This is a genomic window from Clostridium sp. 'White wine YQ', from assembly GCF_028728205.1.
Lineage (GTDB): Bacteria > Bacillota > Clostridia > Clostridiales > Clostridiaceae > Clostridium_T.
In genome coordinates, this window is the sequence record NZ_JAQYUU010000003.1 from 77,669 (window position 1) to 103,664 (window position 25,996).

A 25,996-nucleotide genomic window follows, 5' to 3' on the forward strand; every position below is an offset into this window, starting at 1 on the left:
GTTAAAGCATTATTATTTACCCTTATACCATCATATTTTAAGACTCTTGAATAAATCTTATCCCCCTTTGATCAGATTTTCAAGAGTCTTCTTTTTTTACACTTTTTCTTCTTTAAGTTTAATTAGTTCTTCCGTTGCTTTAATCTTATCTATTCTCTCAAAAAGTACTGAAACCTCTCCAACCTTTGGTTCTTTGATTTCAATAAAGCTCCATGTAGGAACTTGTATTGAAAGAAACTTTCTTATTTTTTCACATGAGAAAGGTATAAACGGTTCTAATAAGTTTGAAAGGTTTGCTATTATTTGAACACAAGTATACAGTGTCTTTTCACAACTTTTTTTATCTTTCTCAATTTTTATCCATGGTTTTTCATCATCGAAAAATTTATTAGCTTTTCTTATATATGTAAAAATATCTTCTAGCGAACTTCTAAATTCTCCATCCTCTATTTTCTCTCCTACTTCTACATATAAATCAAAAAATTCCTTTTTCCATTTAGGATTTAATTCACAATTTGAAAGCTTTCCACCAAAGTTTTTGTGGATAAATACTAATGTTCTGTTAACAAAATTTCCAAAGGCACCTAGAAGTTCTCCATTATTTGAATTTACAAATTCTCTCCAAGAGAAATCTGTATTCTTGGTTTCTGGACCGTTAATAGTTAAAGAATATCTTATTGCATCTGGGTCATAATTTTTCACCATATAAGGAAGCCATACTGCCCAATTCTTTGTCGTAGAGAATTTCTTTCCTTCCAAATTCATATATTCTGAAGATATTATTCTTAAATTAGGCTTTTTAATCCCAAGCCCATTTAAAAGAGCAGGAAAAATAACAGTATGGAATGGTATATTGTCTTTTCCGTGGACGAAATAAATTCTTGAATCCTCATCCTGCCAATATTCTACCCAATCTTCCCCTCTATCTTCACAAACCTTAATACTTGAAGATAGATATGCCATTACCGCCTCAATCCATACATATATTCTTTTGTCCTCATACCCTTTAAGGGGTACTTCTACTCCCCAGGAGATATTTCTAGTTACAGCCCTATCTCTAAGCCCTTCATCAAGATATCTTTTAGTAAGCTTTATAGCATTCTCTCTCCAGCCATCTTGCTTAATCCAAAGTTTTCTTACATCATTCTCAAACTTAGAAAGAGAGAAAAATAGATGATTCACCTCTTTAACCTCTGGTTCTTTTCCACAGGCCTTACACTTTCTATCAATTAAATCCTCCGGGTCAAGAATCTCAGAACATTCCTCGCATTGATCTCCTCTTGCTGTACCGTGACAATGCGGACAAATGCCCTCTATCAATCTATCAGTTAAAAATTCTCCACATTCATTGCAATAATACTGAGTAACAGATTTTTCATATATATATCCTTTTTCATAAAGCTCTAATATAAATTTTTTAACTATTTTATGATGGTAGGGTGAACTTGTTTTTCCAAATAAATCATAAGAAAATCCTAGTTTTTCAAAACAGTCTTTAAACTCATCATTGTACCTCTCAGATATTATCTCAGGTGCTACCCCTTCTTCTTTTGCTTTTATGGAGATTGGCGTACCATTACAGTCACTACCTGAAACAAAGATTACTTCATCGCCCATTAATCTATGATATCTAGCCAGAATATCTCCTGGCATTAAGGAGGATAATCTACCTACGTGTAACGATCCATTAGCATAAGGCCATGCATTTCCAATAACTATCTTCACAATATACCCCCTATTTATAAAATCAGAGTTTAGATAATAAAAAGCCCCTATTATGGGTTTTTAAGTTCAACTAATAATTTATCCATGCCTGAAAATGTCCTGAAACTGATATTTTCAAACAAGAATAAATTTAGTTTCCTATAAAAAACCCCTATTACCTAACCTCTGAAATTTATTGAATATCTCTTAAACTATCTTACTTCACTTCCAGTTGGTAATTCTCCTGGATTAACTACAACAAGTTCTGAATCATCATCTGTCGCTGCAGCTAAGATCATGCCTTGAGATAATTCACCTCTTAATTTTACAGGCTTTAAGTTTGCTACAAGTACAACATTTTTTCCAACTAACTCTTCAGGTTTATAATATTTTGCTATTCCTGAAACCACTTGTCTTTGCTCTCCACCTAAATCAACTTTAAGCTTTAAAAGTTTTTTAGCTCCTTTTATTGATTCTGCCTCTAAAACTTTAACTACTCTTAGATCTATTTTTTCAAAATCTTCTATAGTTATTTCTTCTTTAATAGGCTTAATTTCAATTTGTTTATTAGCTTTTATTGAAGCTTCTTTTAGTGCCTCTAGTTCTTTAAGTTTTGCATCAACATCAATTCTAGGGAACAAGTTCTCACCTTTTACTACTTTTGTTCCTGCTGCTGTACCATCAAATGCTGAAAGAGAATTCCAAGTATCAACTTCAGTATTAATTTGTTCACTTATCTTCTTTGATGTATCAGGTAAGAATGGAAGTATTAATACGCTTATAAATCTTAAGCTTTCTGATAAGTTATATAGAACAGTTCCTAATCTATCCTTCTTATCTTCATCTTTTGCTAATATCCATGGTGTAGTTTCATCAATGTACTTATTAGCTCTTCCTATAAGTGTCCATATTTCTTCTAAAGCTTCTGGTATCTTTAAATGATCAATTGCTTCTTCAACTTTCTTTGGTGTTTCTAACGCTAGCTTAATAAGCTCATCATCAATATCTTCTTTAGCTAACGGAGCTGGAATTATTCCTCCAAAGTATTTTTCAACCATTGCTACAGTTCTAGATAATAAATTACCTAAATCATTGCATAAATCAGAATTAATTTTCTTAATGAATATTTCATTATTAAATAATCCATCTGCTCCAAAAGGTATTTCTCTAAGTAAGTAATATCTTACTGCATCTACTCCAAATTCTTTTACAAGAACTACAGGATCAACTACATTACCTTTAGATTTTGACATTTTTCCACCATCTACTAGTAACCAACCATGGCCGAAAACTTGCTTTGGTAATGGTTCACCTAATGCCATTAGCATAATTGGCCAATAAATTGTATGGAATCTTAAAATATCTTTTCCAATTAAATGTACATCTGCTGGCCAATATTTTTCATATAAAGATTTATCCTCTCCACCATATCCTAATGCTGTAATATAGTTAGAAAGTGCATCTATCCAAACATAAACTACATGGTCTGTATCAAAAGTTACTGGGATTCCCCAGTTAAAGCTTGTTCTTGAAACACATAAATCTTGAAGACCTGGCTTTAAGAAGTTATTAACCATTTCATTTTTTCTTGATTCAGGTTGTATAAAATGTGGATTATCTTCTATATGCTTAATTAGTCTATCTGCATATTTGCTCATTTTAAAGAAGTAAGCTTCTTCTTTCGCCTTTTCTACTGGTCTTCCACAGTCAGGACATTTTCCATCCACAAGCTGAGTTTCAGTCCAGAATGATTCGCATGGTGTACAATACCAACCTTCGTATGAATCTTTATATATATCACCTTGATCATAAAGCTTCTTAAATATATCTTGAACTGCCTTCATATGATAATTTTCAGTAGTTCTTATAAACTTGTCGTAGCTTATATGCATAATATCCCAAAGATCTTTAATTCCAGCAACAATTCCATCAACATATTCTATAGGAGTTACTCCTTTTTCTTCAGCTATTCTTTGGATTTTTTGACCATGCTCATCTGTACCAGTTAAGAACATTACATCATATCCTGTTAGTCTTTTGAATCTAGCTAAAGCGTCAGCTGCTACTGTTGTATATGTATTACCTATATGCAAATTTGCAGATGGGTAATATATTGGGGTTGTAATATAATAGGTTTTGTTTTTACACATAAATGAATTCCTCCCTTAATATAAGTAAAAAAAAGTCCCTACATAGGATTTTCCCTATGTAGAGACGCATTATACGTGTTACCACTCTACTTTATGCTAATGTTACCAAATAGCACCTTTATAAGTAACCTGATGATTACCCTGCAATATAACGGTTGCTCCCGTGACTCCCTAACATTATGATATAAATTAAACTTTAATCATATAGTTCAGAAGACCTACTCCAAGACCATCTTCACAAAATTTTCACTCACTGGCTTTCACCTTCCCCAGCTCTCTTATAAGAGTTTCCATCTTGCTACTCTTCTTTTCTTAGCATTTAATTAAGAATTTATTTTCAGACTATAAATAATATATTATTCCAATTTTAAATTACTGTCAATATTATAAGGTTTTAAAAAATTTATCCAATATAGGTTCTACTTCTCTAAGATTTCTATTTAATATATCTTTTGCTTCAGGCGTTAAAAATTCAAGGTGTTTTCCAAGCTCTTCAAGCATCTTCTCATTTTCTCTCTCTAAGAGTTTTTTACCCTCTTCAGTAAGTCCATAAAAGGTATTTCTTCTATCATTTTCATCAGTTTCTCTATATACAAGATTCTCATCTGATAATCTATTAAGCATAATACAAATACTTGAAGTGGACACTTCTATAGTTTGAGATAACTCCTTTAAGGTTATTCTTTCTTTTGAATTTAATGCAGTAAGAGTCCTAAATTGCTCTACTGTTAATCTAGTATCATATTTATAAGTATTAAATTTTCTAATTAATCTCTTTGTAAGGATTGCAAAATCCATTAAAGTTCTTGCAGTTTCTTTATTATCCATAGATTCCTCCATTTTTTTGCTTCTTTATAATTTTACTACATTATATTATAAATTTACATAAATTCTTAAATTCAATCATTATTTATCAATTTTCTTTTAAATCCAAGCATATATTCCTTCTCATAAGGTTCTAATAATTAAATAAATATTGTATTATATTATATAGGGTTTTAAGTTAAGTTTCCTATAAAAAACCCTATAATTGAAACTAATGAAATCTAACATTTGGAGGTACCTTATGAAGCTAAAAACCTTACCTAAGATCGGACTAAGAAATGTTAAAACTGCATTATCCGTATTAGCATGTATATTATTTTTTGAAATAATCCGTTGGGGACAGTCACCATTTTATGCCTGCATAGCATCTGTGATATGTATGGGTGATTCAGTTGAGAACTCTATGAAGGCTGGAAAAAACAGATTAATCGGTACTTTAGTTGGTGGATTAAATGGTATACTTTTCATATTTATATATCCTTTTGTTCCAATACCTCTACCTTTACTAGTTAGTTTAGGAATCGTAATAGTTATATATACTGGAGTTTTAATAAAAAAAACTGCCTCCGTATCAATTAGTTGCGTAGTTTTTCTAGCTATAACTACAAATCTAAAGGGACTTACAAGTTATGGTTATGCAATCAACAGAATTATTGAAACTGCTGTAGGCATAATCATTGCAATCTTTGTAAATAAATATGTAAACTTCCCTTCTAGGGATGATTCTCTATCTGAATAGTTGTAACTTATAATAAATAAAGAGGAACTCAAAATATTTTGAGTTCCTCATTTAAATTTCTATCCTATACTTCCTCTTGCTTTTCCCATTCTAACTATCCATTCGTTTAGGATTTTCAATTCTTCAGTTTTACTTGAAAGCACATCTTCTTCAACACCCATTAAGTGCATCACTATAGGCTTAGTTGTTTTTAAAAGTGTGTGATAGAATTCATTATCGTTAAGATATTCGAAATCTACTCCTAAGTCTAAAATTTCATTTGCTAGTTTTAAATCTTGCTCATATTCTAATCTAGCAGATTCATCTATTATTTTCTTTGGAACCTTTGCATTTGCAAACAGAGCTGCAAATCTAAAGTCCTTTCTTATTTGTGGGTAGAATTCTTTAAGTTTATCTATTCCTTCTTGTCCGTACTTTTCTTTTATTTCTTTGAGACCTCTTCCCATTCCTAAAAATTCTGGTGGCATACCTAATGTATACATAGCTCCAGTATAAGATATTGCTCTAGGTACCGAGAATTCTACATTAAGATCAATAGAAAGTAATTCTTCCTTTAATTTAGAATCTTTTACCCAGTCTGCAATCTTATCTATTTCTGGAAGTTCTCTTGAATACTCTAATCCTGTTTTAGTCTTAGTTAATCTATCTCTATTCTTAGGAATAAAGTCAGATACGAAAGAAACTGTGTTTATTATTTTTAGGAAAGTTGTTAAGTAATGTTTTGAAAATATACCTATGTATTCTTTCATTAACTCTACATCTTCCTCTGAGAAGTTTCTAGGAACTGATTTTTCTATACTACTATTAAGCTTATTTACAGCTTCTTTTGCCTTTTCAGGACCATGGTCATATCTTAAAGCTGATTGAAGAGTAAAAGTTTTAACCCCACCATATGTTTTAATCATGCTATCAACATTTTCAGCAGTAAAATGTCCTCTAAAAGGAAGTGATCCGCAACCTAATATTGGTGCCACTTCAACATCATGTTCCTCTCCCCACTTATATGCCTTATCAATTGCCATAAGTACAGATAAAACTCCTGATATTAATCCATAGGACATCGCTGAGTCAGAACGAGCAAGCATGAATCTTAAGGAGTCAAATTTAGCACCTTTCTCCTCTGATGCATGGTAAAACTCATCAAATATCTTATCTATATTTACTAATGCTGGTACTCCTTCAACTAGCGGAATTATTCTTATTGAGTTTTCTTCAAACTTTATATCATAGTTCTTATTTCCTAATTCAATAACTGAATTAACTCTGTCTTGAAATTGACACACTTCTTCACCTGTCTCAACCATTGGCACAACTACTTCTTTTATAGCTTGATATCCTGTGTGTTGATAAGCTTGAACGTTTGTTTCAACTATTGACATTATACTCATTAATTGTCTAAATACTGATTCTTTATTTGCATTAGGAATTCTAGGTGTAATTGCTACATCTTTTCCTGGAATTATTCCCTTTCCTATTAACCCTAAAGCTACTTGAGATGTTTGATGATAAGGTGTTAATTTCCCTTCAAAGTCAATCATTATCTCATCTATTCCAAGACCCCCATCTTTTTGGAATGTTAAACCATCTATAGCCTCTTGTGGTTCTTGTTGTATTGATACATATGTATCTACATTATCCGGATGCTGCGTCATCATTGAGTAAGGAATTCTATTCATAATATACCCCCAAATGAATTTTTATTTATCTTATAGTTTCAATTTTAACACAAATTTTAATAATGTAAAGACTTTACGCGTTACATATGCAAGTTTATTTTTTTCAACTTGCAATATGTAATTAATTTCATAAAATATTATAATGTTCCTGATTTAATTATGCTAATTATAAGCCACAAGCCTAAAATAGCCGCAACAAAATATCCGCCTAAACCTATTAGCGACATTCCATAAATTTGTATGGGTCCTTGATTGTATATTATTAATGAAGAACCAATAATCATTGCTGCAATAATCATTGAAAACACTACCCTATTTACCATTTTATTCAAAGCTTGAATTGATTTGTCTAAGTCTTCAACTTGGAGTAAAAATTTAGCCCTTCCTCCTTTTACACTATCTACAAGTTCCAAGAATTTTGTTGGGATGGAGAAGGTACTCTTAGCGAAATCATATGCCCTATATATTAATTCTTCTTTCGTCATATCCTTTAGAAAAAAGAACTTATTCCCGCTGCTTATGGTATTCATAAGTAATGTTAATATATCAACATTAGGAGACAATTCTGTAATTACCCCCTCAAATATCACCATGCTTCGAGCTAAAAGCACAAGATCTCTTGGCATCAATATATTATTTTTAGAAGAAATAAACATCAATTCTTGCAGCATTTGAGAAATTTTTATGTTTTTTAGGGAGGTTCCTAAATATATATCTAAAAAGTTTTCTACATCCATATAAAGGACATTTCTCTCTACCTTTCCATTCTTGACTCCAATTGATAGTATAAAATCAACGATTTTATTAATATCTTTAGTTCCTAATGCTATGATAACATCATTTAACGCTGCTTTGATTTCTGGAGAAATTTCTCCCATTATTCCAAAGTCTATAAAACATATCTTCTTCTCAGATATAAATATATTTCCTGGATGTGGATCACCGTGAAAAAAACCATCTTTAAAAACTTGTTTAAAATATATAGAAACTAATTTTTGAGATATATCGTCAAGATCATATCCCTTACTTATTAATGTCTCCTTATCATTAATTTTATAACCTTCAATCTTTTCCATTACCAATACCTTTTCTGCACTAAATTCATTGACTACATCTGGTACTTTAAGAGGTATTACATTAATATTGTTTTCTTTAAACTGTTTTAAATTTTCTCCCTCAATCCTAAAGTCCAACTCTTTTTCTGTCATCGCTTTTATTTCATTTAATGCTTCTAAAGGATCTACTAAAGTTTCTTTTATTCTTCCTTTTATAAGTCTAGCTAACCGAATTAATATCCTAATATCCTCTTCCATTAGTTTCTTAATGTTGGGTCTTTGAACTTTAATAACAACTTTTCGTCCATCTTTTAGTATTCCTTCATGTACCTGCGATACTGATGCTGATGCTAATGGAACTTCGTTGAACTCCAAGAAACATTCATTTATTTCTTTTTTCATTTCTTCTCTAAATACATTTTTAACATCTTCAATAGACATCTTAACTGCATCATTTTGCAGCTTTTTTAGTTCTATAATATACTCTTCTGGAACAATATCTGGTCTAGTACTTAAGATTTGCCCTATCTTTATAAAGGTAGGACCAAGTTTTTCAAAGGCTTTTCTAAAATTTTCAGCTTGTTTCTTTTTATCTTCAGCTTTATTTTCTTTTATCAACCCAATTCCATAGTATGTAAGTACAGATACAATCTGTCTAAATCTATCTAAAGTGTATTTTTTCACTTGCTCTTCCCACCTTTACAAAATCCTTAAATATAAGATAAGAGGATGTTATTATAATGATATAGGGTTTTAAGTTCAACTAATAACTTATTTATGTATGAATAAATTATGTTTCCCGTAAAAACCCTATATTATCATTCTTTGACATCCTCTTGATTACTTTGTGCTTTTAAACATTCTTCTGTTCTAAAGCCTCTATTCTTTTAACTAATTGATTTAATTCTTCTCTTTTTACATAACCAAGTTCCCTTAACAATTCTTCTACAGCCTCTCTATTTAGTGGTTTAACTTCTTTTGCCTTATTAGAGAAGTTTGTCTTTAATTCCTCAGTTAATTCTTTTCCTTCTTCAACTGTTATTCTACCTTTTTCCACTAACTCGTCTATTGCCTCAGATGCCTTCTCATAAGTAGTTGATACTGCTCCAACTCCTGCTAGTAACAGTTTTTTAACTTCACTTATCATAAAATCATCTCCCCTAAACTTATTACCTATATTATACCACTTTTACAAAATTATAATGTAACTTTTTATAATTATGTTTAGCTTTGAAAATTTATTTCATAAATTCTTCTATTTCGTGAACTTCTTTTATCATATTCTTTGTCAATACCTCATTACCGTCTTCAGTAATAAGTACATCATCTTCTATCCTTACTCCAATTCCTTCTTCATTAATATATATACCTGGCTCTACAGTAAATACCATACCTGGTCTAAGTTCCACATTCCTCTTACCTACATCATGAGTATCTAAACCTAAACTATGTCCTATAGAGTGCCAGTAGTATTTTCTAACATCTTCTTTATCTGCTATAAGGCCTAGCTTTACGCATTCCTCGCCAATCCATTCAGTAGCTTTATCATTTACGTCCTTAAAATTTACTCCTGGTTTTAATTCTTTTATTACTTTTTTATTTACTCTTAAAACTGCCTCATATACTTCTTTTTGCCTATCCGTAAACTTACCACTTACAGGGAATGTTCTTGTGATATCTGCATTATAATATTCACATTGTGCTCCTAAATCAAAAAGTATTAAATCTCCATCCTTCATTTCTGAATTGTTATCTACATAATGAAGTATAGTTGCATTCACACCCGCAGCTGCTATTGTTTTAAATGCGAAATCCTTAACACCTCTTCTTTTACAATTAAAATCAAAGTATGCCTCTAATTCATATTCTTTTAAGCCTGGCTTAGAATTTTTCATTAAAAGCTCAACACCTTCAATTGTTATATCTATTGCTTCTCTAATATATTTTATTTCTTCTTTACTCTTTATCATTCTAATACTAGCAATTTCATTATAAATATTCTTAATGACCTTATCAGGATATTTAGTCTTCAAAGTTTTTGCAAAATCCTCTTCTAGTGTAGTTCTCTGAGTATAGCTATCCCTTTCCAAGTTAAGATATACTGTTTCAACGCCTTCCTTAAACATAAAACTGTGAAGTTCATTCTCAAAATCTTTTGTATATTGTATTTCTTCAAATGCCCCTATTTCCATTGCTTCATTATCCCTAATAGATTTTCCTATCCATTTTTCTAACTCCAAATCTGGTTCTTTAATAAATAATATTTCCTTATCTTCTTTTCCCTTAACTAAAAGTAATATTATATCCTCTTCATCTATTCCTGTAAGATAATAAAAATTTCTATTTGGAGTAAACTCGTAAGCTTCGTCTGCAGTTTTTTTAGGAGCCTTACCTGCAAAAAGAAGCGCCATACTATTTTCCTCCATATGTTTAAATAATGCTTCTCTATTCTTTTTAAATACTTCTGCTTTCATATAATTAAACTCCCTTTCGTTTTTTATTTATTATAATGCATTAAAGAATTTATATGTCACCGTCAACTCTTAGAAGATTCAACTAAGAATTTTACCATGATATGTAATATGATTTTTGCATTATATTTACAATAATTATATCATACAAAGTTGTCTGTAAAAGTTAATTAACATCATTTGTATTTAAAGTGCTTTTTATATATAATTAACCTCAGACAAGAATAGTTATTCATCTTAAACTATGAGGAGATTTTTATTATGATTAATAAAAGCAGTATTAAAGAAGTATTAAGTTTAGCTCTTCCTGCCGTAGGAGAGATGATTTTATATATGATGATATGGGTTTTTGATACAATGATGGTTGGAAAATATGGAGGAAATCTTTCGGTTAGTTCTGTAGGATTATCTTCAGAAATTATTACTACTTTTTCTAACATACTCATTGCTTCTGGTATATCTATTGGAATAACTTCCTTAGTTGCAAGAAGTATAGGTGCAAAAAAAAGTGAACGTGCTGAACAATATGCATCTATAGGCTTCTTGTTAACGCTTATAATAGGATTTTTTCTTTCATGCATATTTTTCTTTTTCTCAAAAGAGATTCTTACCTTAGCTGGTGGGAATAATGATGTTATTTCCTTAGGAACCGGATATATGAAGATAGCCTCAATAGGTATTTTTTTTTCAATGTCAATGAATGCTCTTAATGGTACATTGAGAGGCTCTGGTAATACTAAAACTCCTCTAATTGCATCAATTATAATTAATATAATAAATATTTCTTTAGACTATATACTTATTTGGGGTAGATTTGGACTTCCTGAGTTAGGTATAAATGGAGCTGCTACTGCTACTTGTATTGCTCAAATTATAGGATTTGCTTTTATATTCATTTATGTATTTAAATTTTCTAAAATCAGACCTCGATTTAAATATATTATAGAGCTTCAAGGAACTAAATTTTCCTCTTTAGTCCGTCTATCTATACCTTCTGCACTTCAGGAAAGCGCCTTCAGTATAAGCAGACTTTTAAGTAATATATTTATTATTTCACTAGGAACTATCTCCTTCGCTTCAAATCAGATTGCCACCACAATAGAATCAATAAGTTTTATGCCTGGTTGGGGCTTTGCTGTTGCTGCAACAACATTAGTGGGCCATAAAATAGGAGAAGGAAATTATAAAAAAGCTAAGGAATATGCTAACACCTCTATTTTCTTAGGCGTTATTATAATGCTATTTTGTTCTATGTTGTTTTTAATAATTCCTAATACTCTCATTAACCTTTTCATTACCTCATCAGAAAAAGAAGTTATCACCTTAGGAACTTACTGTTTAATGATTGCTTCAATAGAACAACCCTTCATGGGCATATCCATGATTGTAGGGGGTGCATTAAAAGGCATTGGAGATACTAAAACTCCTTTTAAAGTCGCAATGTTTTCCTCTTGGGTTATAAGATTACCTCTAATGTATGCTGCTATTTATTTGTTTAGACTCCCAGTTACTTTTGTCTGGATTATAACTTCAATTCAATGGGCAATAGATGGAACTCTAGTTTATACTTTATATAAAAGAAAATTCAACAAATTATCTGCTTAATTTTAACCTTCATAGGCTCTCCTTGTAATATTAAAGCTTTTTGATTCATAGTATGTGATTAGTAAGTTTATTTTATATAGCCTTAATATGCTATATATAGGAGGAGTAATTTATGAAAAGTTTGAAGGAAACCTTTGAAACTATAGGTATTAAACAAGTATTAAATTACATCGAAAAAGACCCTGAGAAAAATATTCCCAAGGTATTAAACTGGGTAGAAAAGCTTGACAAAGGAGATATTTATCGCGGTGCCTATGAGACTATTCGTGAAGGAATCTCTGATACTAATAGCAATTGGAATACACTTATTAAAAGCTTTTATACCGATATTAATCCCTCGGTAAGGAAGAAAATTTTTGTTAACTTTATAGTGAAATCTGCAATCCTAGGGACTGAGCGAAGAGAATCACTAAAAGCAAAATATGATTGCAATATTCCTTGGGATATATTAATGGACCCAACCTCTGCATGTAACTTAAAGTGTATTGGCTGCTGGGCTTCAGAATATGGTAATAAGCTATCTATGGATATTGATACACTTGATAAAATTATTTGCCAGGGTAAAGAACTTGGAATATATATGTACATTTATTCCGGTGGTGAACCCTTAGTTAGAAAGAAGGATATCATATCTCTTTGCGAGAAACATGATGATTGTATTTTCTTAGCTTTTACAAATGGAACTCTAATAGATGAAGAATTTTCAAATGAGATGCTTAGAGTCTGCAACTTTATACCAGCTATAAGTGTTGAGGGCTTTGAAGCAGAAACAGATATGCGTAGAGGCAAGGGAACTTATAAGGCTGTTATTGATGCAATGGACTTATTAAAAGCTAAACAATTACCTTTTGGTTTTTCAACTTGCTACCATAGCAAAAATACTGATGTTGTTGGCTCAGAAGAATACTTAGATCTAATGATAGAAAAAGGGGCTAAGTTTGGTTGGTACTTCACTTATATGCCAGTAGGGGTTAACTCACCTACTAATCTTATGGTTTCAAATACTCAAAGAGAATTTATGTATAATAGAATCAGAAAATTCAGGGAAGAAAAACCCGTATTTACTATGGACTTCTGGAATGATGGTGAATATGTTGATGGTTGTATAGCTGGTGGAAAATGTTATATGCACATTAACGCTAATGGAGATGTTGAACCCTGTGCTTTTATTCACTATTCAAATATTAACATTAAGGAATCTTCTCTTTTGGATTCATTAAAATCACCTCTTTTTATGGAGTATAGAAAAAACCAACCTTTTAACTCTAATCATTTAAGGCCTTGTCCATTACTAGATAACCCTGATTACTTAAAAGAAATGGTTCATAACTCAAGAGCTAAGTCCACTGACTTAATGGAACCTGAAAATGTAGATTTTCTTACTTCAAAGTGCACTGAAACCTCAAAAAGATGGGCATTAACTTCTGATGAACTTTGGAAAACTTCCCAAATAAAGAAGTGTGAAAAATGTAATAGATGCAGTTAATTATAAAAGGTGTTTCCAAAACTTATTTGGTAAACACCTTAAATTATTATTATTCTATTCTTTCCAGTCTTAAAGTTGCTTTATTAACTAATATCTTGTAACTAATTACGATTCCTATAATTAATGCTATTGCAACAATACTTATTCCAAATAAATTCGATACTGTAAGTGAACCTGCTACATAAAGTATTATTGAAACTATAATTATTAACAAAGTAACTCCCATTGTTTTAAGAACATTTAAGTTATTCTTTACTGCTTGCTGTTCACTTTCCCATTCTAGCTTAGGTGCATAAGTATCAATTATTACACCTAAGATACAAATAAGTGTAATTACTATCTCTCCACCTAGAAAAGCTCCAATAACTACAAGTATATTCGCTTTAAATATAACTAATCCTAAAGCGCAAATTAAGTTTGTTATACTACTTAATAAAATAGCAACATAGACCTTTGCTAATAGTTGAGTCTTCTTTGTGGTAGGCAAATACTTTGTAACAAATATTTCTTGTCCTTCTCTAGATATAGCAGTTGATGCTATAGCATTAGTACTTACAAAGAAAGCCATGATTCCTGTGTATCCAGCCAATATTATCAAAGAAACACCAGTGCTAGATATTAATTTAATGACTTCCTCCATTCCATTTGATGCTCCTCCAAGAAAAGGAATTACCAAAACTATAATTGGCAATACCAAAGTACTAATACAGTTAATAACATAAGATGGAGTTCTAAGCAATACTTTAACTTCTCTCTTCATCCAAGTGACTAACTGAGAATTTTCCTTAAGCAAATTTTCTTTTTGTTTGCTAGATAAATTCTTTTTATTTGAGTTAGACTCTGATATTCCTACTACACCTTTAATATATAGAGTATCTGCTAGTTTATATAAGACAATCATAACAATAGCAATAACTAGTACTAATAGCCCTATATTAATTAAGCCTTTTCCAGTAGAGCTTTCTGTTAATGCATAAGTAGAAAACTTTACATTAAAAAATATAGTGGTCATTCTATCAAAAATTGATCCCTGTCCAAATATAGATTGAATATCCTGCGGATTATCAACTTTAAACCCATTCCCCATTCTTTGCATTATAACATTAATACCTAGACCTAATATTATACCAAAGAAACCAACTATAACCTTGAATGCATCCTTGTGTTTAGATAAATTAGTGAATCTCATTAGTACAAAGCTAAGAATAGTTCCGTATGCTATTGGAATTATAGGTAAAGTCAAGAATACTACTATAGAGTACAAATAATATATAATTCCTGCTCCGCTTATTACCCCATAAGTAAGTACTGCGGGAACAATACATGCTAATATTATATATTCATAGAATAATAAAGTTAAAAATTTTCCTATTACTATGTGCGATGGCTTTATTGGTAACGGCAATAACCACTCTACATCTTGAGAAAAATAAAATATGCTTATTATTCCGGTTATACCAAATATGAATACTACAGTGGAAGCTGCATTAAATAATGTCCCTAAAATCAATTCTTTTTGATTTAATTGTACTAAAGGTTCATATATAGCTGATACTAGAATAGTAATAGGCACTGCTATACTAACTAAAAGTATAAGTATAGCAATTACAGTTACTACTTTTTGACCTGTCCCTTTTAAACTTGCAGTAAGTCCATGAAGAAAGTTTTTAAGAAAAAATTTAGTTAATATCCAAAGCTTATTCATTTTCAGTCATCTCCAAGAACATTTTTTCTAAGGATTCATCTACTGCAAATTTGTCTTTAATTTCATCTAAGGTTCCACAGAATAAAATTTTTCCTTTATTTATAATGGCTACCCTATCGCATAGTTTTTCTGCCACCTCGAGAACATGAGTTGAGAAAAACACAGTTTTCCCTGATTCAGCATGTTCTTTCATCATCTCTTTTAATATAAATGATGATTTTGGATCTAACCCTGTCATAGGCTCATCAAGAATCCAAACTTCTGGATTATGAAGTAATGCCCCCATCAATATTATCTTTTGCCTCATTCCATGAGAATAGCTTTGAAGCTTATCACCCAATGCATTCTCCATTGAGAAACGTTTGGATAATTCATCAATCTTAACACTTCTCTCTTTAGAAGGAACATCATAGATATCAGCCATAAAATTCAAATATTCTATACCTTTCATCCTAAGAAACATATCAGGATTATCTGGTACATATCCAAAACTTTTTTTATATTCTAATGGCTTATCCTTTAAACTTAAACCGTTAATTAATATTTCACCTTTTGTAGCTTCGATGATTCCTGTAATCATCTTAATAGTAGTGGTTTTTCCTGCCCCATTTGGGCCTAAAAATCCGAATATTTCTCCATCTCTTATTTCAAGGGATATGTCATCTACAGCATTTACTTTTCCATTATAACTTTTAGTTATTCCATTAATCTCAATCACTTTTATCACCTCAAATTCATTATAGCTTAGCAATATTAAGAAAGTCTTAATTTTTTCTCAAAATATTAATAAGTGTAAGATTTTATATAGGGTTTTTGATAGGAAACTTAACTTATACTTGTTTGAAAATGTCGACTTCTGGACATTTTCAGGCATGAATAAGTTAATAGTTGAACTTAAAACCCTATAACAATATTTTCACCATAAGAATAGATAATATAATTGCAGTTATATCTGCCATAACTGCCGCCCATAAAGTATGTCTTATTTTTTTAATTTTAACTGCTCCGTAGTATACAGTAATGGTATAGAATATTGTTTCTGTAGTTCCCATAAGTACAGAAGCTACTAAGCCTATATAAGTATCCGCCCCGTAATTTTTTATAATGTCAGTAAACACCCCTACAGCTCCACTTCCTGATAAAGGTTTTATTAGTACTAATGGCAGTATCTCTTTAGGCAATCCTATTAATGAAGTAATAGGTGACAATATAAAATTAAGTATATCTAACAACCCTGCTTGTCTAAATATATTAACCCCTATAATCATGGCTAATAGATATGGAAATATCCTCATGCACACCTTTGCCCCGTCTTTGGCTCCTTCCACAAACCACTCGTAAACTTTTTTTCCACTTACCATGCCGTAAGTTATTATAATAAAAAATATTATCGGAATTATGCTTAAACTCAAATATTTAATCATGTTTCCCTCCTAAAAATACCTTTGAAGTATTTTTGAAGCAACAACACCAACAATAGCTGCTCCTCCAGTTGCGACCATAGCTGGTATTATTATTATGGCTGGATTTTTTGAATCACAGGCCGCTCTTATAGATATAATTGTAGATGGAATAAGCTGAATGCATGCAGCATTTAATACTAAGAACAATGCCATGTCATTAGAAGCTTTAGACTTATCTTTATTTAACCTTTGCATCTCTTCCATTGCTTTTATTCCAAAAGGGGTCGCAGCATTTGATAATCCAAACATATTTGCTGTTATGTTCATGACTATGGCTCCTAAAGCCTTTTCATCCTTGGCAGCATCCTTAAATATAATTCTTAGTATTGGCCTTAGTACCTTTGCTAATTTTTCTGTTAATCCGCTTTTTTCTGCCACCTTCATTACCCCACACCAAAAGCACATCATTCCTACAAGTCCAATAATAAGCTCAACAGATGCGCCAGAAGAATCTACTATCCCTTTACTTATTTCTGCACCTTTGCCTGTAATAAGTCCTACTATAATTCCTAAAGCAATCATAAAAAACCAAATATAATTTATCATTTTACACCTCATTTACTTAAATATTCTTATTTATGATAATCTGATAAAATATATGCCTTGAAGCCTTAGTTAATACGTGATAGGATTTAATTATAGATTAAAGATGCATAATCTATATTACTTTAAGCTAGATTATTAAATATCAAGGAGACTTATTTATGGAAGAAATTAAGTTAAAATTAGCACAACAAGAGGTTGATGAAGCTTTAGCAACTGTTGAGTCTATGGAACAAGTAATTGATGGAGAAAACTCAAAAGAATTATTAAAAGAAAAGTTCTTTACTCTTTCTCAAAAAGTACAAGAATTAGAAAACTTATTAAAGACTGAAGGAATACTATAAAATTTCAATAGAATACTCTATTAAGCAGTAAATTACCCATAAAATCATTTTTTTGATTTTATGGGTAATTTATTTGTAATCCATTATTAAATTTAGTAAACTCTATACTTATTTCCATTAGCTCTTAAGAACTCCCTATGTTTCTTATATTCTCCATCAAAAGTTTCAACCAATGTCCAGAAATTCTTTGAATGATTCATCTCCTTTAGATGACAAAGTTCATGAATCATAACATAGTTTATTACTTCCTCTGGCATCATTATAAGCCTATAGTTCAAATTAATATTCCCCTTAGATGAACAGCTTCCCCATCTAGTATTTACATCTTTAACTCTTACATCATTAAATTTAAAACCTAGCGTTTCTGCTTTTTCTTCTAACATCTTGGATAAATAAGCTTTTCCAATCTTCTTATACCATTCAATTAAAAGATTTTTTATAGTTGTCTCTTTATTTTTTTCTTCATTAAAAATAAATAATTCTATTTCATTCCCCGTATATTTCAATCTATTATTAGGCTCGTATATATATTGAAGCTTTATAGGAACCTTTTCACCTAATAGAAATACATACCCTTTTTCTAAAACACCTTTTTCTCTTGATGCTTTAGCTTCAAGCAGCTTCCTTTCTATAAAGGTCTTATTTATATTAACTACCTCTTCAATATATTTTTTTGTAGCATATTTGGGTGCAAGTACAATTATCTCATTTTCCTCTGATATTTTTATAGCAATTTTCTTTCTTCTACTATTTCTTACAATCTTATAATCCATATATTTAATCCTTAAAAATAAGTAGACTTATCATATTCATAATGATAAGTCTACCTTAATTTTCACATGAAATTCAAAAACTATTTGCAGCTTTCTCTTTCAATTAATTCATGCTCTAAAACATAGTGAGCTTGATCTATTGGTTTTTGATTTATTATCTTTATTAACATTCTCATTGCAACAGATCCCATATCATACATTGGTTGAGCTACTGTTGTGATTTTAGGATAGAAAAGATCTGCTACAGATATATTGTTAAATCCAATTACTTTAACATCTTCAGGTACTTTTATACCCTTATCTCTTAAAGCATTAATTGCACCCATGGCAACTTCATCAGATCCACAAACTAATCCATCAAGTTTTTTACCTGAAGATAATATTTCATTTATTCCTTCATAACCAGTATTAGCTTTTAATGATTTGAAGAAAGTAAGCTTATCATCAACTTTTACATTTGCTTCCTTTAGGGCTTTTTCATATCCATTGTATCTTTCTGCCCAAGCATTTAAAGCTTCTTTTTCCATTCCTATGTATCCAATATTCTTTAGTCCTTTATCAAGTAAATACTTTGTAGCATCATAAGCTGCTTTAACATTATCAATAATAACACTTGGAAGTGTTCCTTCTTTATCCTTAGTTTCTACAAGAACTGTCTTTAAGTCTAATTCATTAATTAAATCTAATGTTTCGTCTTGTAGTGATGAACTCATATATAGAACTCCATCAACCATTTTCTCTTTAAGTACTTTCAAGTATTCTTTTTCTTTTTCTCCATCAAAATCAGAGTTACATAGTATAACATTATAATCGTAAATATTTGAAACGTCTTCTGCTCCTCTAACTACTTCTGGATAGAATTGACTTGATATGTCTGGAACTAGTATTCCTATAGTTTTAGTCCTTTGTGTTTTTAAGCTTCTAGCTACTATATTAGGTCTATATCCTAATTTCTTTATAGCATCTAAAACCTTCTTTTTTGTTTCTTCATTTACTACATCGATATCATTTAGAACTCTTGATACAGTAGCTATGGACACGCCTGCTTCTCTTGCTACATCTTTAATAGAAGTCGCCATTAATATCACTCCCATTCACTTATTTATTTCAGCTTTATAATTAACAATATGAAATTCACAGTCTCATAAAACGTTTTCCTACTCTAATTATACGAAATGCAATTTGCGTTTTCAATTGTTTTCATAACATAATTATCATTTTAACAATAATAAATAAAAAATCAACCCTTATTTTTATATTTGAGGTTGATTTTTCTACACATTATACGTTTGCATTAATTTAATTATTAAGGAATTGGAAATACCTTCCCAATTCCTTAAGTTTCTTTAACATTTAATCTTTACTTAGATCTTCTCTACAGCCATATTTAGCTTTTCTCCATTAATATTGCTTTCAGTATAATTCTTATCTTCATTAAAGAAAATATTTTCAGTTAAAGTTTCCTTTTTAATATTTTCCTCAAACTTTTTAGCAACATTTTGTAGCATATCATTATTAGCTAAATATAAATTAATTTTATCAGCCACTTCAAAGCCACTTTCTTTTCTCATATTTTGTATCTTAGAAACAATCTCTCTTAAGTGTCCTTCTTCTTTTAATTCTTCAGTTATAGCGGTATCTAAAACTACACCTATTGAACCTTCTCCTGCAAAGGCATATCCTTCTAAACCTTGCATAGTTACAAGAAGACTTTCATTATTTAACACTATTTCATTTCCTTCAATTGATATAACTTCTTCTCCACCAGATTGAATCTTTTGAGCAAGTTCCATTTGATCTCTTGAAGCTATTTCTTTTCTTATTGCAGGAATCATCTTACCATAAGCTTTACCTAATACAGGTAGATTTGGCTTTATTTCAAAATTAACATATTTTGATAAGTCAGCACCAAAATCAATATTCTTTATATTAAGCTCATCCTTTATTATATCTCCATAATATACTGGAAGTGATGCAGTAGAAACTAACATTTCGCCTAGTGGCTGTCTGTTCTTAATGTTTGCAGTATTTCTAGCACTTCTTCCCATCTTAACTATTGCATATGCTAGATCCATTTCATTTTCTAATTCATGATTAACAGCTGATTCATCATATGCTGGCCAAGTGCATAAATGAACACTTTCTGGCGCATTATCATCTAATGAAACTACCAAGCTTTGATATATAGCTTCAGTCATAAATGGTACAAATGGAGCTGCTACTTTAGTTAAAGTTACTAAGACCTTATATAAAGTTGTGTATGCTCCAATTTTATCTTCATTTAATTCTGTAGTCCAATATCTTGCTCTATTTCTTCTTACATACCAATTTGATAATTCATCAACAAAATCTTCTATATCTAGTGCTGCTTGAGTTATCTTATATCCTTCTAAGTTCTCTTCTACAGTCTTTATTAATGTATTTAACTTAGATAATATCCATTTATCCATTACATTATCTGATTTAAAATCAGCATACTTTGTTGCATCAAATTTATCTAAATCAGCATATAGAACATAGAAAGAGTAAACATTCCAAAGAGTGCTTAAGAACTTTCTTTGAGTATCTGCAACATCATCCTTTGAGAATCTTGTTGGTAACCAAGGTGCACTAGCTGTATAGAAATGCCATCTTGTAGCATCTGCTCCCACTGAATCCAATACATCATTCGGAGCTACAACATTACCTTTAGATTTTGACATCTTTAATCCTTTTTTATCTAAAACGTGTCCTAGTACTATACAATTCTCAAAAGAATTTTTATCAAAAATAGCTGTTGATATAGTTAATAATGTATAGAACCATCCTCTTGTTTGGTCCACAGCTTCTGATATAAATTGAGCTGGGAAATTTTCTTCAAACAATTCTTTGTTTTCAAATGGATAGTGTAATTGTGCAAATGGCATTGATCCTGAGTCAAACCAGCAATCTATAACTTCTGCATATCTCTTCATTTCTTTTCCGCACTTATCGCATTTTAAATGAACATTATCAATAAATGGTTTATGAAGCTCTATATCTTCCGGAACATTAATTCCCTTTCTCTTTAGCTCTTCTATACTACCTATACATTCTCTATGACCACATTCACATTCCCATATTGGTAGTGGAGTTCCCCAATATCTATCTCTTGATATACCCCAATCTATAACATTTTCAAGGAACTTACCAAATCTTCCTGTTCTTATGTTATCTGGATACCAATTTATCTTATTATTATTTTCTATTAATTTATCTCTTAATGAAGTAGTTCTTACAAACCAGCTATCCTTTGGATAATATAATAGTGGAGTATCGCATCTCCAACAATGTGGGTATGAGTGAAGGTGCTTTTCTGCCTTGAATAATTTATTATTTTCTTTTAAGTATTCAACAATACTTTCATCACATTTCTTAACAAACTTTCCTGCCCAAGGAGTAACTTCTGGTTCGAACTCACCTTGTGCATTTACTAAGTTAACTAGTGGAAGATTGTATTTCTTACCAATTAAGCTATCCTCTTCACCATAAGCTGGTGCTATATGAACTATACCAGTACCATCTGATAAAGTTACGTAGTCACCATGAACTACATAGAAAGCTTTTTCTTCAACTTTGGCGAAAGGTAGTAATTGTTCATATTCTGTTCCTAAAAGTTCTTCACCTTTAAATTCTCTAATTATTTCATAATCTTCGCCTAAAACTTTTGTAGCTAAGTCTTTAGCTAGTATATATATTTCATCATCCTTTTTAACTTCAGCATATACATATGCTTTATTGATACATAAAGCCACATTTGATGGTAATGTCCATGGAGTTGTTGTCCATGCTAATATATATTTGTTTTCTTCTCCCTTAACTTTAAACTTACCAATTGCAGTTAAGTCTTTTACATCCTTATATCCTTGAGAAACTTCATGTGAAGATAAACCAGTTCCGCATCTTGGGCAATATGGCATTATCTTATGACCTTTATATAAAAGTTCCTTATTCCACATTTCTTTTAATGCCCACCATACAGACTCAATATATGAATTATGATAAGTTACATATGGATTTTCCATATCAACCCAGTAACCTATTTTATTAGTCATTTCTTCCCACATACTTACATAACTAAATACGCTATCTTTACACTCTTGAACAAATTTTTCTACTCCATAGTCTTCTATTTGTTCCTTACCTGAAATACCTAATTTCTTCTCTATTTCAAGCTCAACTGGAAGCCCGTGAGTATCCCATCCTGCTTTTCTAATTACTTTAAATCCCTTCATAACTTTAAATCTTGGGATAATATCCTTCATTACTCTTGTTAATACGTGACCTACGTGCGGCTTACCATTAGCTGTTGGTGGTCCATCATAAAAAGTAAAGAATTCTCCTTCTTTATTCATATCAAAGTTTTTCTTAATAACATCTTTTTCTTTCCAAAGGCCTGCTATTTGGTTTTCCATATCTACAAAACCTTTAGATGTATCAATCTTTTTGTACATAACTTTTATCTCCCTTCTCGGAATTGTAATAATAATTTCAGAATAAAAAATAAAATAAAAAAAACTCCATCCAATTGGACGAAGTTATATTCGCTATACCACCATTAGTTTAACGCTACTAAACAATCTTTGAAACTCTTCAAAAAAAACTTAGTAGTTATCTCAAGTACTATCATACTCTATCCTTTAACGCAGGCCAACGGGAAAAGCTTACTAAAGATTTCAACTGTGAAACTTTAATTTACACTTTTACATGCATAAATTATTGCTTCAATTGTAAAACTCTATATGATATTGTTCAGCCTCCAACTCCCAGGTGATTTTCCTTAAACTTAGCTATGACTTTCCACCATACAGTCACTCTCTAAAAACCAATATTTTTAAGTACTTGCCCTGTTCATAGTCTCTAGAGAAATTATATACTAGGGTTTTTAAATTGTCAATGAAGTGGTAAATATTTTAATTATGTAATTAATAATTTTTATTAATTAATATTGACTTTTGTTGGATGGTATGTTTTAATATAGTTACAGAAAGAAATCCCCCACTCTCCCAATACTTTAATATACTTAAAGAAAATGTGAGGTAAAATTCAACATGGATAATAACTTAAATGAAGAAGTTTTAGATAAACTTACAAAGGTTTGCTTATGTAAAGCAATCCCTAGATCCAAAATTAAAGCAGCAATAAGGAACGGTGCTACTACCGTTCAGGAGGTACAAAGAGCAACTGGCGCTGGATCCGGTGGTTGTTCAGGAAGAAGATGTACCCCTAAGATACAAGAGCTAATTGATAAAGAATTAGCTATGAAATAACCAATATCTCCCCTTATCGTATTGGTAAAAACATTTTATATCTCCCTATTTGTATTATGGAGTCTCAAAAATATTTTTGAGGCTCCATTTTCATTTGTATAATATATATCTATTAACACACAAAGTAACTTATATTACTTATTCCTTTCTCAGCCATCCTAAAATATTCTCCCCATCACCTAATGTATATTTACCATCCTTTATAGTAAGTTTTATATCTTCTCTTGTCTTTTCATAAACATTTTGCTGTATTACCTCAATACTATTCTTCTCAACTTTTGTTACTATTGCAACATGTCCATATTTACCTTCTGAAAAAACAATTATGTCTTCCTTTTTAGGACTTATCTTACTCCCATTCTTATATTGTATTAATCCTCTTTCACTATTTAATTCTCCATCTTCAATCCCAACTTTATAGAAATCCTTTGCATTTCCTTTTGTAGAGTTCATCTTAAAATTTTTAGCGTAATAATAATATCTAACTATAAATTCTGGACATTGCCATTTATAACCGAATATATACCCATCCTTACTTTCACTAATTCCATGAGTAGTTAATATATCCTTTCCATTAGAATAAACTTTTACTCCATTAAAACTATCAATGCCCTTATTTGATATTCTTGTAAGTATAAATGAAATTAAAATTGAAATTAAACATACTGATAACACACCCACTATTAATAAAGTTATTAATTTAAGTTTATTTAGACATCTATATCTAGTATTCATTTAAGTTATCCCTAAAACTCCATGATAGTGGATGTCTAGGGTACCCCCTTAAACTCATCTTACCAACTACGAATACTTTCTTTTCTTCCTTAGCTTCGAGTATACATTCCCTTAATATTTTAAGAACACTTTCAATTCTTTCATTATAAAGTGTCTCCATTCCTTTTATTGGTTCACCCCAAGCCAGTATTATTTTTTGTGATTCTCTTATTGCATTTTTTATTACTTCATCATTTCTTATAGGAATATCCCCCTGACCTAATACATCTCTATTTCCTACTATATAATGTTTATAATCTTTATCTAATTTTCTATTTATCATATCACTATTCAAATCATGTGCAGAAAATAGGTTTACCATTATGAGTTCCCTTACTTTTTCCTCAGGACAAATCTTTAACTTAAAATATTTAAAAATTCTTTTTGTTACCTTATTACACTGTCCATCTTGTACCCTATACGGATTTCTCCCAATAACTAAATATTTTCCTCCATTTTTATTGTCAAAACTTATATCAATTCTAAAACATCTATCTCCAGCCTTATCATATATACTATTTAATAAATGTTTATAATGATTTTTAGGATATCGAAATCCCCCCATCTCTTTACTCCTTTATGTCTAATATAATTATTAATATACAATATGAATAAAGTGCACTTAATTATGTGCTTAATTACATAAAAAAGAAGATAAAAATATTGTAATTAATATTTTTATCTTCTTTAAATTATAGTTTTCCTAAAAGTTCTTTAATTATATCTACTTGATTAACCGTAAGGCCCAAAATTTTCCCCATTGATCTAGAATCATATCCTTCGTGAATATACCACTTAAAACTTTCTAATTTTTCTGGACTTGTAATATAATCCTCTACTCTACTTGAGTCATCTTCTGATATATCTTTTAATTCTGAACTAATTTTATCATAAAGATTCATTTCCTTTATTTTATCCCAAGTCATAAAAAAATCCCTCCTTTCTACCTATACTTAGTATGTGAGAAGGATGAGATTTTTATAATAATTTATTCAATATTAGTTTCTAATTTTTTCAAAAGTGTCTTACTTATTAAAACACATATTCCAATCTGTATTATATACCCTATAATTGCTATTGCAGTAAAGTCAGCTATAGCTCCATAGATACCATTAATTACCCCAGCAGCTAAATATACATATATTGCTTTCTTCTTCCACATGAATATTCCTATAATAGCTACTAAAGTTATTAAGGATAAAATCGTTGATATTACAATTTGCATAGGTGTTAATGGAGTATAGAACTGTGCAAATGTAGGCTGATCTTTCAGTATTTGTTGCATACGTTGCTCATTAAAATATGTTGAAAGACCTAGAAATGAAAAAATACCTTGAATAACTAAAATTATAGTAATAAGTATACCTCTCTTCCTTTTCTCCATGTAAGAATCCT

At 30.5% G+C, this 25,996-nt stretch carries 23 protein-coding genes and 1 other annotated feature; of the genes, 5 read left to right on the top strand and 18 right to left on the bottom strand.

Annotation, left to right across the window (positions count from 1 at the left end; genetic code table 11):
• Positions 1-96: 96 nt before the first annotated feature.
• The 3 genes from metG (PTZ02_RS12610) to PTZ02_RS12620 form a co-directional block, all read right to left on the bottom strand.
• Positions 97-1,725 carry a methionine--tRNA ligase gene (gene metG, locus PTZ02_RS12610; protein WP_274228163.1) on the bottom strand — a complete coding sequence of 543 codons (1,629 nt, stop codon included), beginning with the start codon at positions 1,723-1,725 and terminating at the stop codon, positions 97-99.
• Between the two features lie 191 nt (positions 1,726-1,916).
• Entirely contained in the window at positions 1,917-3,854 is a 1,938-nt protein-coding gene (gene metG, locus PTZ02_RS12615) for a methionine--tRNA ligase (protein WP_274228164.1), read from the bottom strand.
• A gap of 57 nt (positions 3,855-3,911) precedes the next feature.
• Positions 3,912-4,177: a binding site (T-box leader), on the bottom strand.
• 61 nt (positions 4,178-4,238) lie between these two features.
• The gene (locus tag PTZ02_RS12620; protein WP_274228165.1) at positions 4,239-4,682 is read right to left on the bottom strand and encodes a MarR family winged helix-turn-helix transcriptional regulator; all 444 of its coding nucleotides are present in this window, start codon (positions 4,680-4,682) and stop codon (positions 4,239-4,241) included.
• A gap of 238 nt (positions 4,683-4,920) precedes the next feature.
• Between PTZ02_RS12620 and PTZ02_RS12625 the strand changes: the two genes are divergently transcribed.
• Positions 4,921-5,418: an FUSC family protein gene (locus PTZ02_RS12625; RefSeq protein ID WP_274228166.1), complete on the top strand. Its 498-nt coding sequence runs from the start codon at positions 4,921-4,923 to the stop codon at positions 5,416-5,418.
• Between the two features lie 59 nt (positions 5,419-5,477).
• Here the strand turns inward: PTZ02_RS12625 and ppcA are convergent, their stop codons facing one another.
• From ppcA to PTZ02_RS12645, 4 genes are all read right to left on the bottom strand, one after another.
• On the bottom strand, positions 5,478-7,094 hold the full coding sequence (gene ppcA, locus PTZ02_RS12630) for a phosphoenolpyruvate carboxylase (RefSeq protein WP_274228167.1): 1,617 nt from the start codon (positions 7,092-7,094) through the stop codon (positions 5,478-5,480).
• A 137-nt stretch (positions 7,095-7,231) separates the two neighbouring features.
• Positions 7,232-8,833 (bottom strand): ABC1 kinase family protein, encoded by a 1,602-nt coding sequence (locus PTZ02_RS12635; protein ID WP_274228168.1) that lies wholly within the window; start codon positions 8,831-8,833, stop codon positions 7,232-7,234.
• Positions 8,834-9,002: 169 nt separating this feature from the next.
• Positions 9,003-9,296, bottom strand: a complete 294-nt coding sequence (locus PTZ02_RS12640; protein ID WP_274228169.1) for a phasin family protein — start codon at positions 9,294-9,296, stop codon at positions 9,003-9,005.
• A gap of 91 nt (positions 9,297-9,387) precedes the next feature.
• Positions 9,388-10,623, bottom strand: a complete 1,236-nt coding sequence (locus PTZ02_RS12645) for an aminopeptidase P family protein (RefSeq protein ID WP_274228170.1) — start codon at positions 10,621-10,623, stop codon at positions 9,388-9,390.
• A 255-nt stretch (positions 10,624-10,878) separates the two neighbouring features.
• Here PTZ02_RS12645 and PTZ02_RS12650 point away from each other — a divergent pair, with 255 nt between their 5' ends.
• Positions 10,879-12,225, top strand: coding sequence for an MATE family efflux transporter (locus PTZ02_RS12650; RefSeq protein WP_274228463.1), 1,347 nt, complete (start codon positions 10,879-10,881; stop codon positions 12,223-12,225).
• 112 nt (positions 12,226-12,337) lie between these two features.
• The gene (locus tag PTZ02_RS12655) at positions 12,338-13,711 is read left to right on the top strand and encodes a radical SAM protein (protein WP_274228171.1); all 1,374 of its coding nucleotides are present in this window, start codon (positions 12,338-12,340) and stop codon (positions 13,709-13,711) included.
• 49 nt (positions 13,712-13,760) lie between these two features.
• On the opposite strand, the gene PTZ02_RS12660 is transcribed toward PTZ02_RS12655, so the two are convergent.
• The 4 genes from PTZ02_RS12660 to PTZ02_RS12675 form a co-directional block, all read right to left on the bottom strand.
• The gene (locus tag PTZ02_RS12660; RefSeq protein WP_274228172.1) at positions 13,761-15,416 is read right to left on the bottom strand and encodes a putative ABC transporter permease subunit; all 1,656 of its coding nucleotides are present in this window, start codon (positions 15,414-15,416) and stop codon (positions 13,761-13,763) included.
• Complete coding sequence (locus PTZ02_RS12665) at positions 15,409-16,134, bottom strand: ABC transporter ATP-binding protein (protein ID WP_274228173.1); 726 nt, start codon at positions 16,132-16,134, stop codon at positions 15,409-15,411. Before PTZ02_RS12665 ends, PTZ02_RS12660 begins: the two co-directional genes overlap by 8 nt.
• A 184-nt stretch (positions 16,135-16,318) precedes the next feature.
• Positions 16,319-16,840 carry a spore maturation protein gene (locus PTZ02_RS12670; RefSeq protein WP_274228174.1) on the bottom strand — a complete coding sequence of 174 codons (522 nt, stop codon included), beginning with the start codon at positions 16,838-16,840 and terminating at the stop codon, positions 16,319-16,321.
• A gap of 9 nt (positions 16,841-16,849) precedes the next feature.
• Positions 16,850-17,425 (bottom strand): nucleoside recognition domain-containing protein, encoded by a 576-nt coding sequence (locus PTZ02_RS12675; protein WP_274228175.1) that lies wholly within the window; start codon positions 17,423-17,425, stop codon positions 16,850-16,852.
• A gap of 158 nt (positions 17,426-17,583) precedes the next feature.
• Between PTZ02_RS12675 and PTZ02_RS12680 the strand changes: the two genes are divergently transcribed.
• Positions 17,584-17,766 carry a hypothetical protein gene (locus PTZ02_RS12680; RefSeq protein ID WP_274228176.1) on the top strand — a complete coding sequence of 61 codons (183 nt, stop codon included), beginning with the start codon at positions 17,584-17,586 and terminating at the stop codon, positions 17,764-17,766.
• Positions 17,767-17,858: 92 nt separating this feature from the next.
• Here the strand turns inward: PTZ02_RS12680 and PTZ02_RS12685 are convergent, their stop codons facing one another.
• From PTZ02_RS12685 to ileS, 3 genes are all read right to left on the bottom strand, one after another.
• Positions 17,859-18,539: a M48 family metallopeptidase gene (locus PTZ02_RS12685; protein ID WP_274228177.1), complete on the bottom strand. Its 681-nt coding sequence runs from the start codon at positions 18,537-18,539 to the stop codon at positions 17,859-17,861.
• Between the two features lie 80 nt (positions 18,540-18,619).
• A complete protein-coding gene (locus PTZ02_RS12690) occupies positions 18,620-19,618 on the bottom strand; it encodes a LacI family DNA-binding transcriptional regulator (RefSeq protein ID WP_274228178.1) in 999 nt (332 codons plus the stop codon).
• Between the two features lie 285 nt (positions 19,619-19,903).
• The gene (gene ileS, locus PTZ02_RS12695) at positions 19,904-23,011 is read right to left on the bottom strand and encodes an isoleucine--tRNA ligase (protein ID WP_274228179.1); all 3,108 of its coding nucleotides are present in this window, start codon (positions 23,009-23,011) and stop codon (positions 19,904-19,906) included.
• Between the two features lie 597 nt (positions 23,012-23,608).
• On the opposite strand from ileS, the gene PTZ02_RS12700 reads away from it, so the two are divergent.
• The gene (locus tag PTZ02_RS12700; protein ID WP_202766793.1) at positions 23,609-23,827 is read left to right on the top strand and encodes a (2Fe-2S)-binding protein; all 219 of its coding nucleotides are present in this window, start codon (positions 23,609-23,611) and stop codon (positions 23,825-23,827) included.
• 138 nt (positions 23,828-23,965) lie between these two features.
• On the opposite strand, the gene PTZ02_RS12705 is transcribed toward PTZ02_RS12700, so the two are convergent.
• The 4 genes from PTZ02_RS12705 to PTZ02_RS12720 form a co-directional block, all read right to left on the bottom strand.
• Positions 23,966-24,562: a CHAP domain-containing protein gene (locus PTZ02_RS12705; protein WP_274228180.1), complete on the bottom strand. Its 597-nt coding sequence runs from the start codon at positions 24,560-24,562 to the stop codon at positions 23,966-23,968.
• The gene (locus PTZ02_RS12710; protein ID WP_274228181.1) at positions 24,552-25,166 is read right to left on the bottom strand and encodes a DUF1643 domain-containing protein; all 615 of its coding nucleotides are present in this window, start codon (positions 25,164-25,166) and stop codon (positions 24,552-24,554) included. Before PTZ02_RS12710 ends, PTZ02_RS12705 begins: the two co-directional genes overlap by 11 nt.
• A gap of 127 nt (positions 25,167-25,293) precedes the next feature.
• Positions 25,294-25,527, bottom strand: coding sequence for a hypothetical protein (locus PTZ02_RS12715; RefSeq protein WP_202766790.1), 234 nt, complete (start codon positions 25,525-25,527; stop codon positions 25,294-25,296).
• A gap of 62 nt (positions 25,528-25,589) precedes the next feature.
• Positions 25,590-25,985: a hypothetical protein gene (locus tag PTZ02_RS12720; protein ID WP_202766789.1), complete on the bottom strand. Its 396-nt coding sequence runs from the start codon at positions 25,983-25,985 to the stop codon at positions 25,590-25,592.
• Positions 25,986-25,996: the final 11 nt, after the last annotated feature.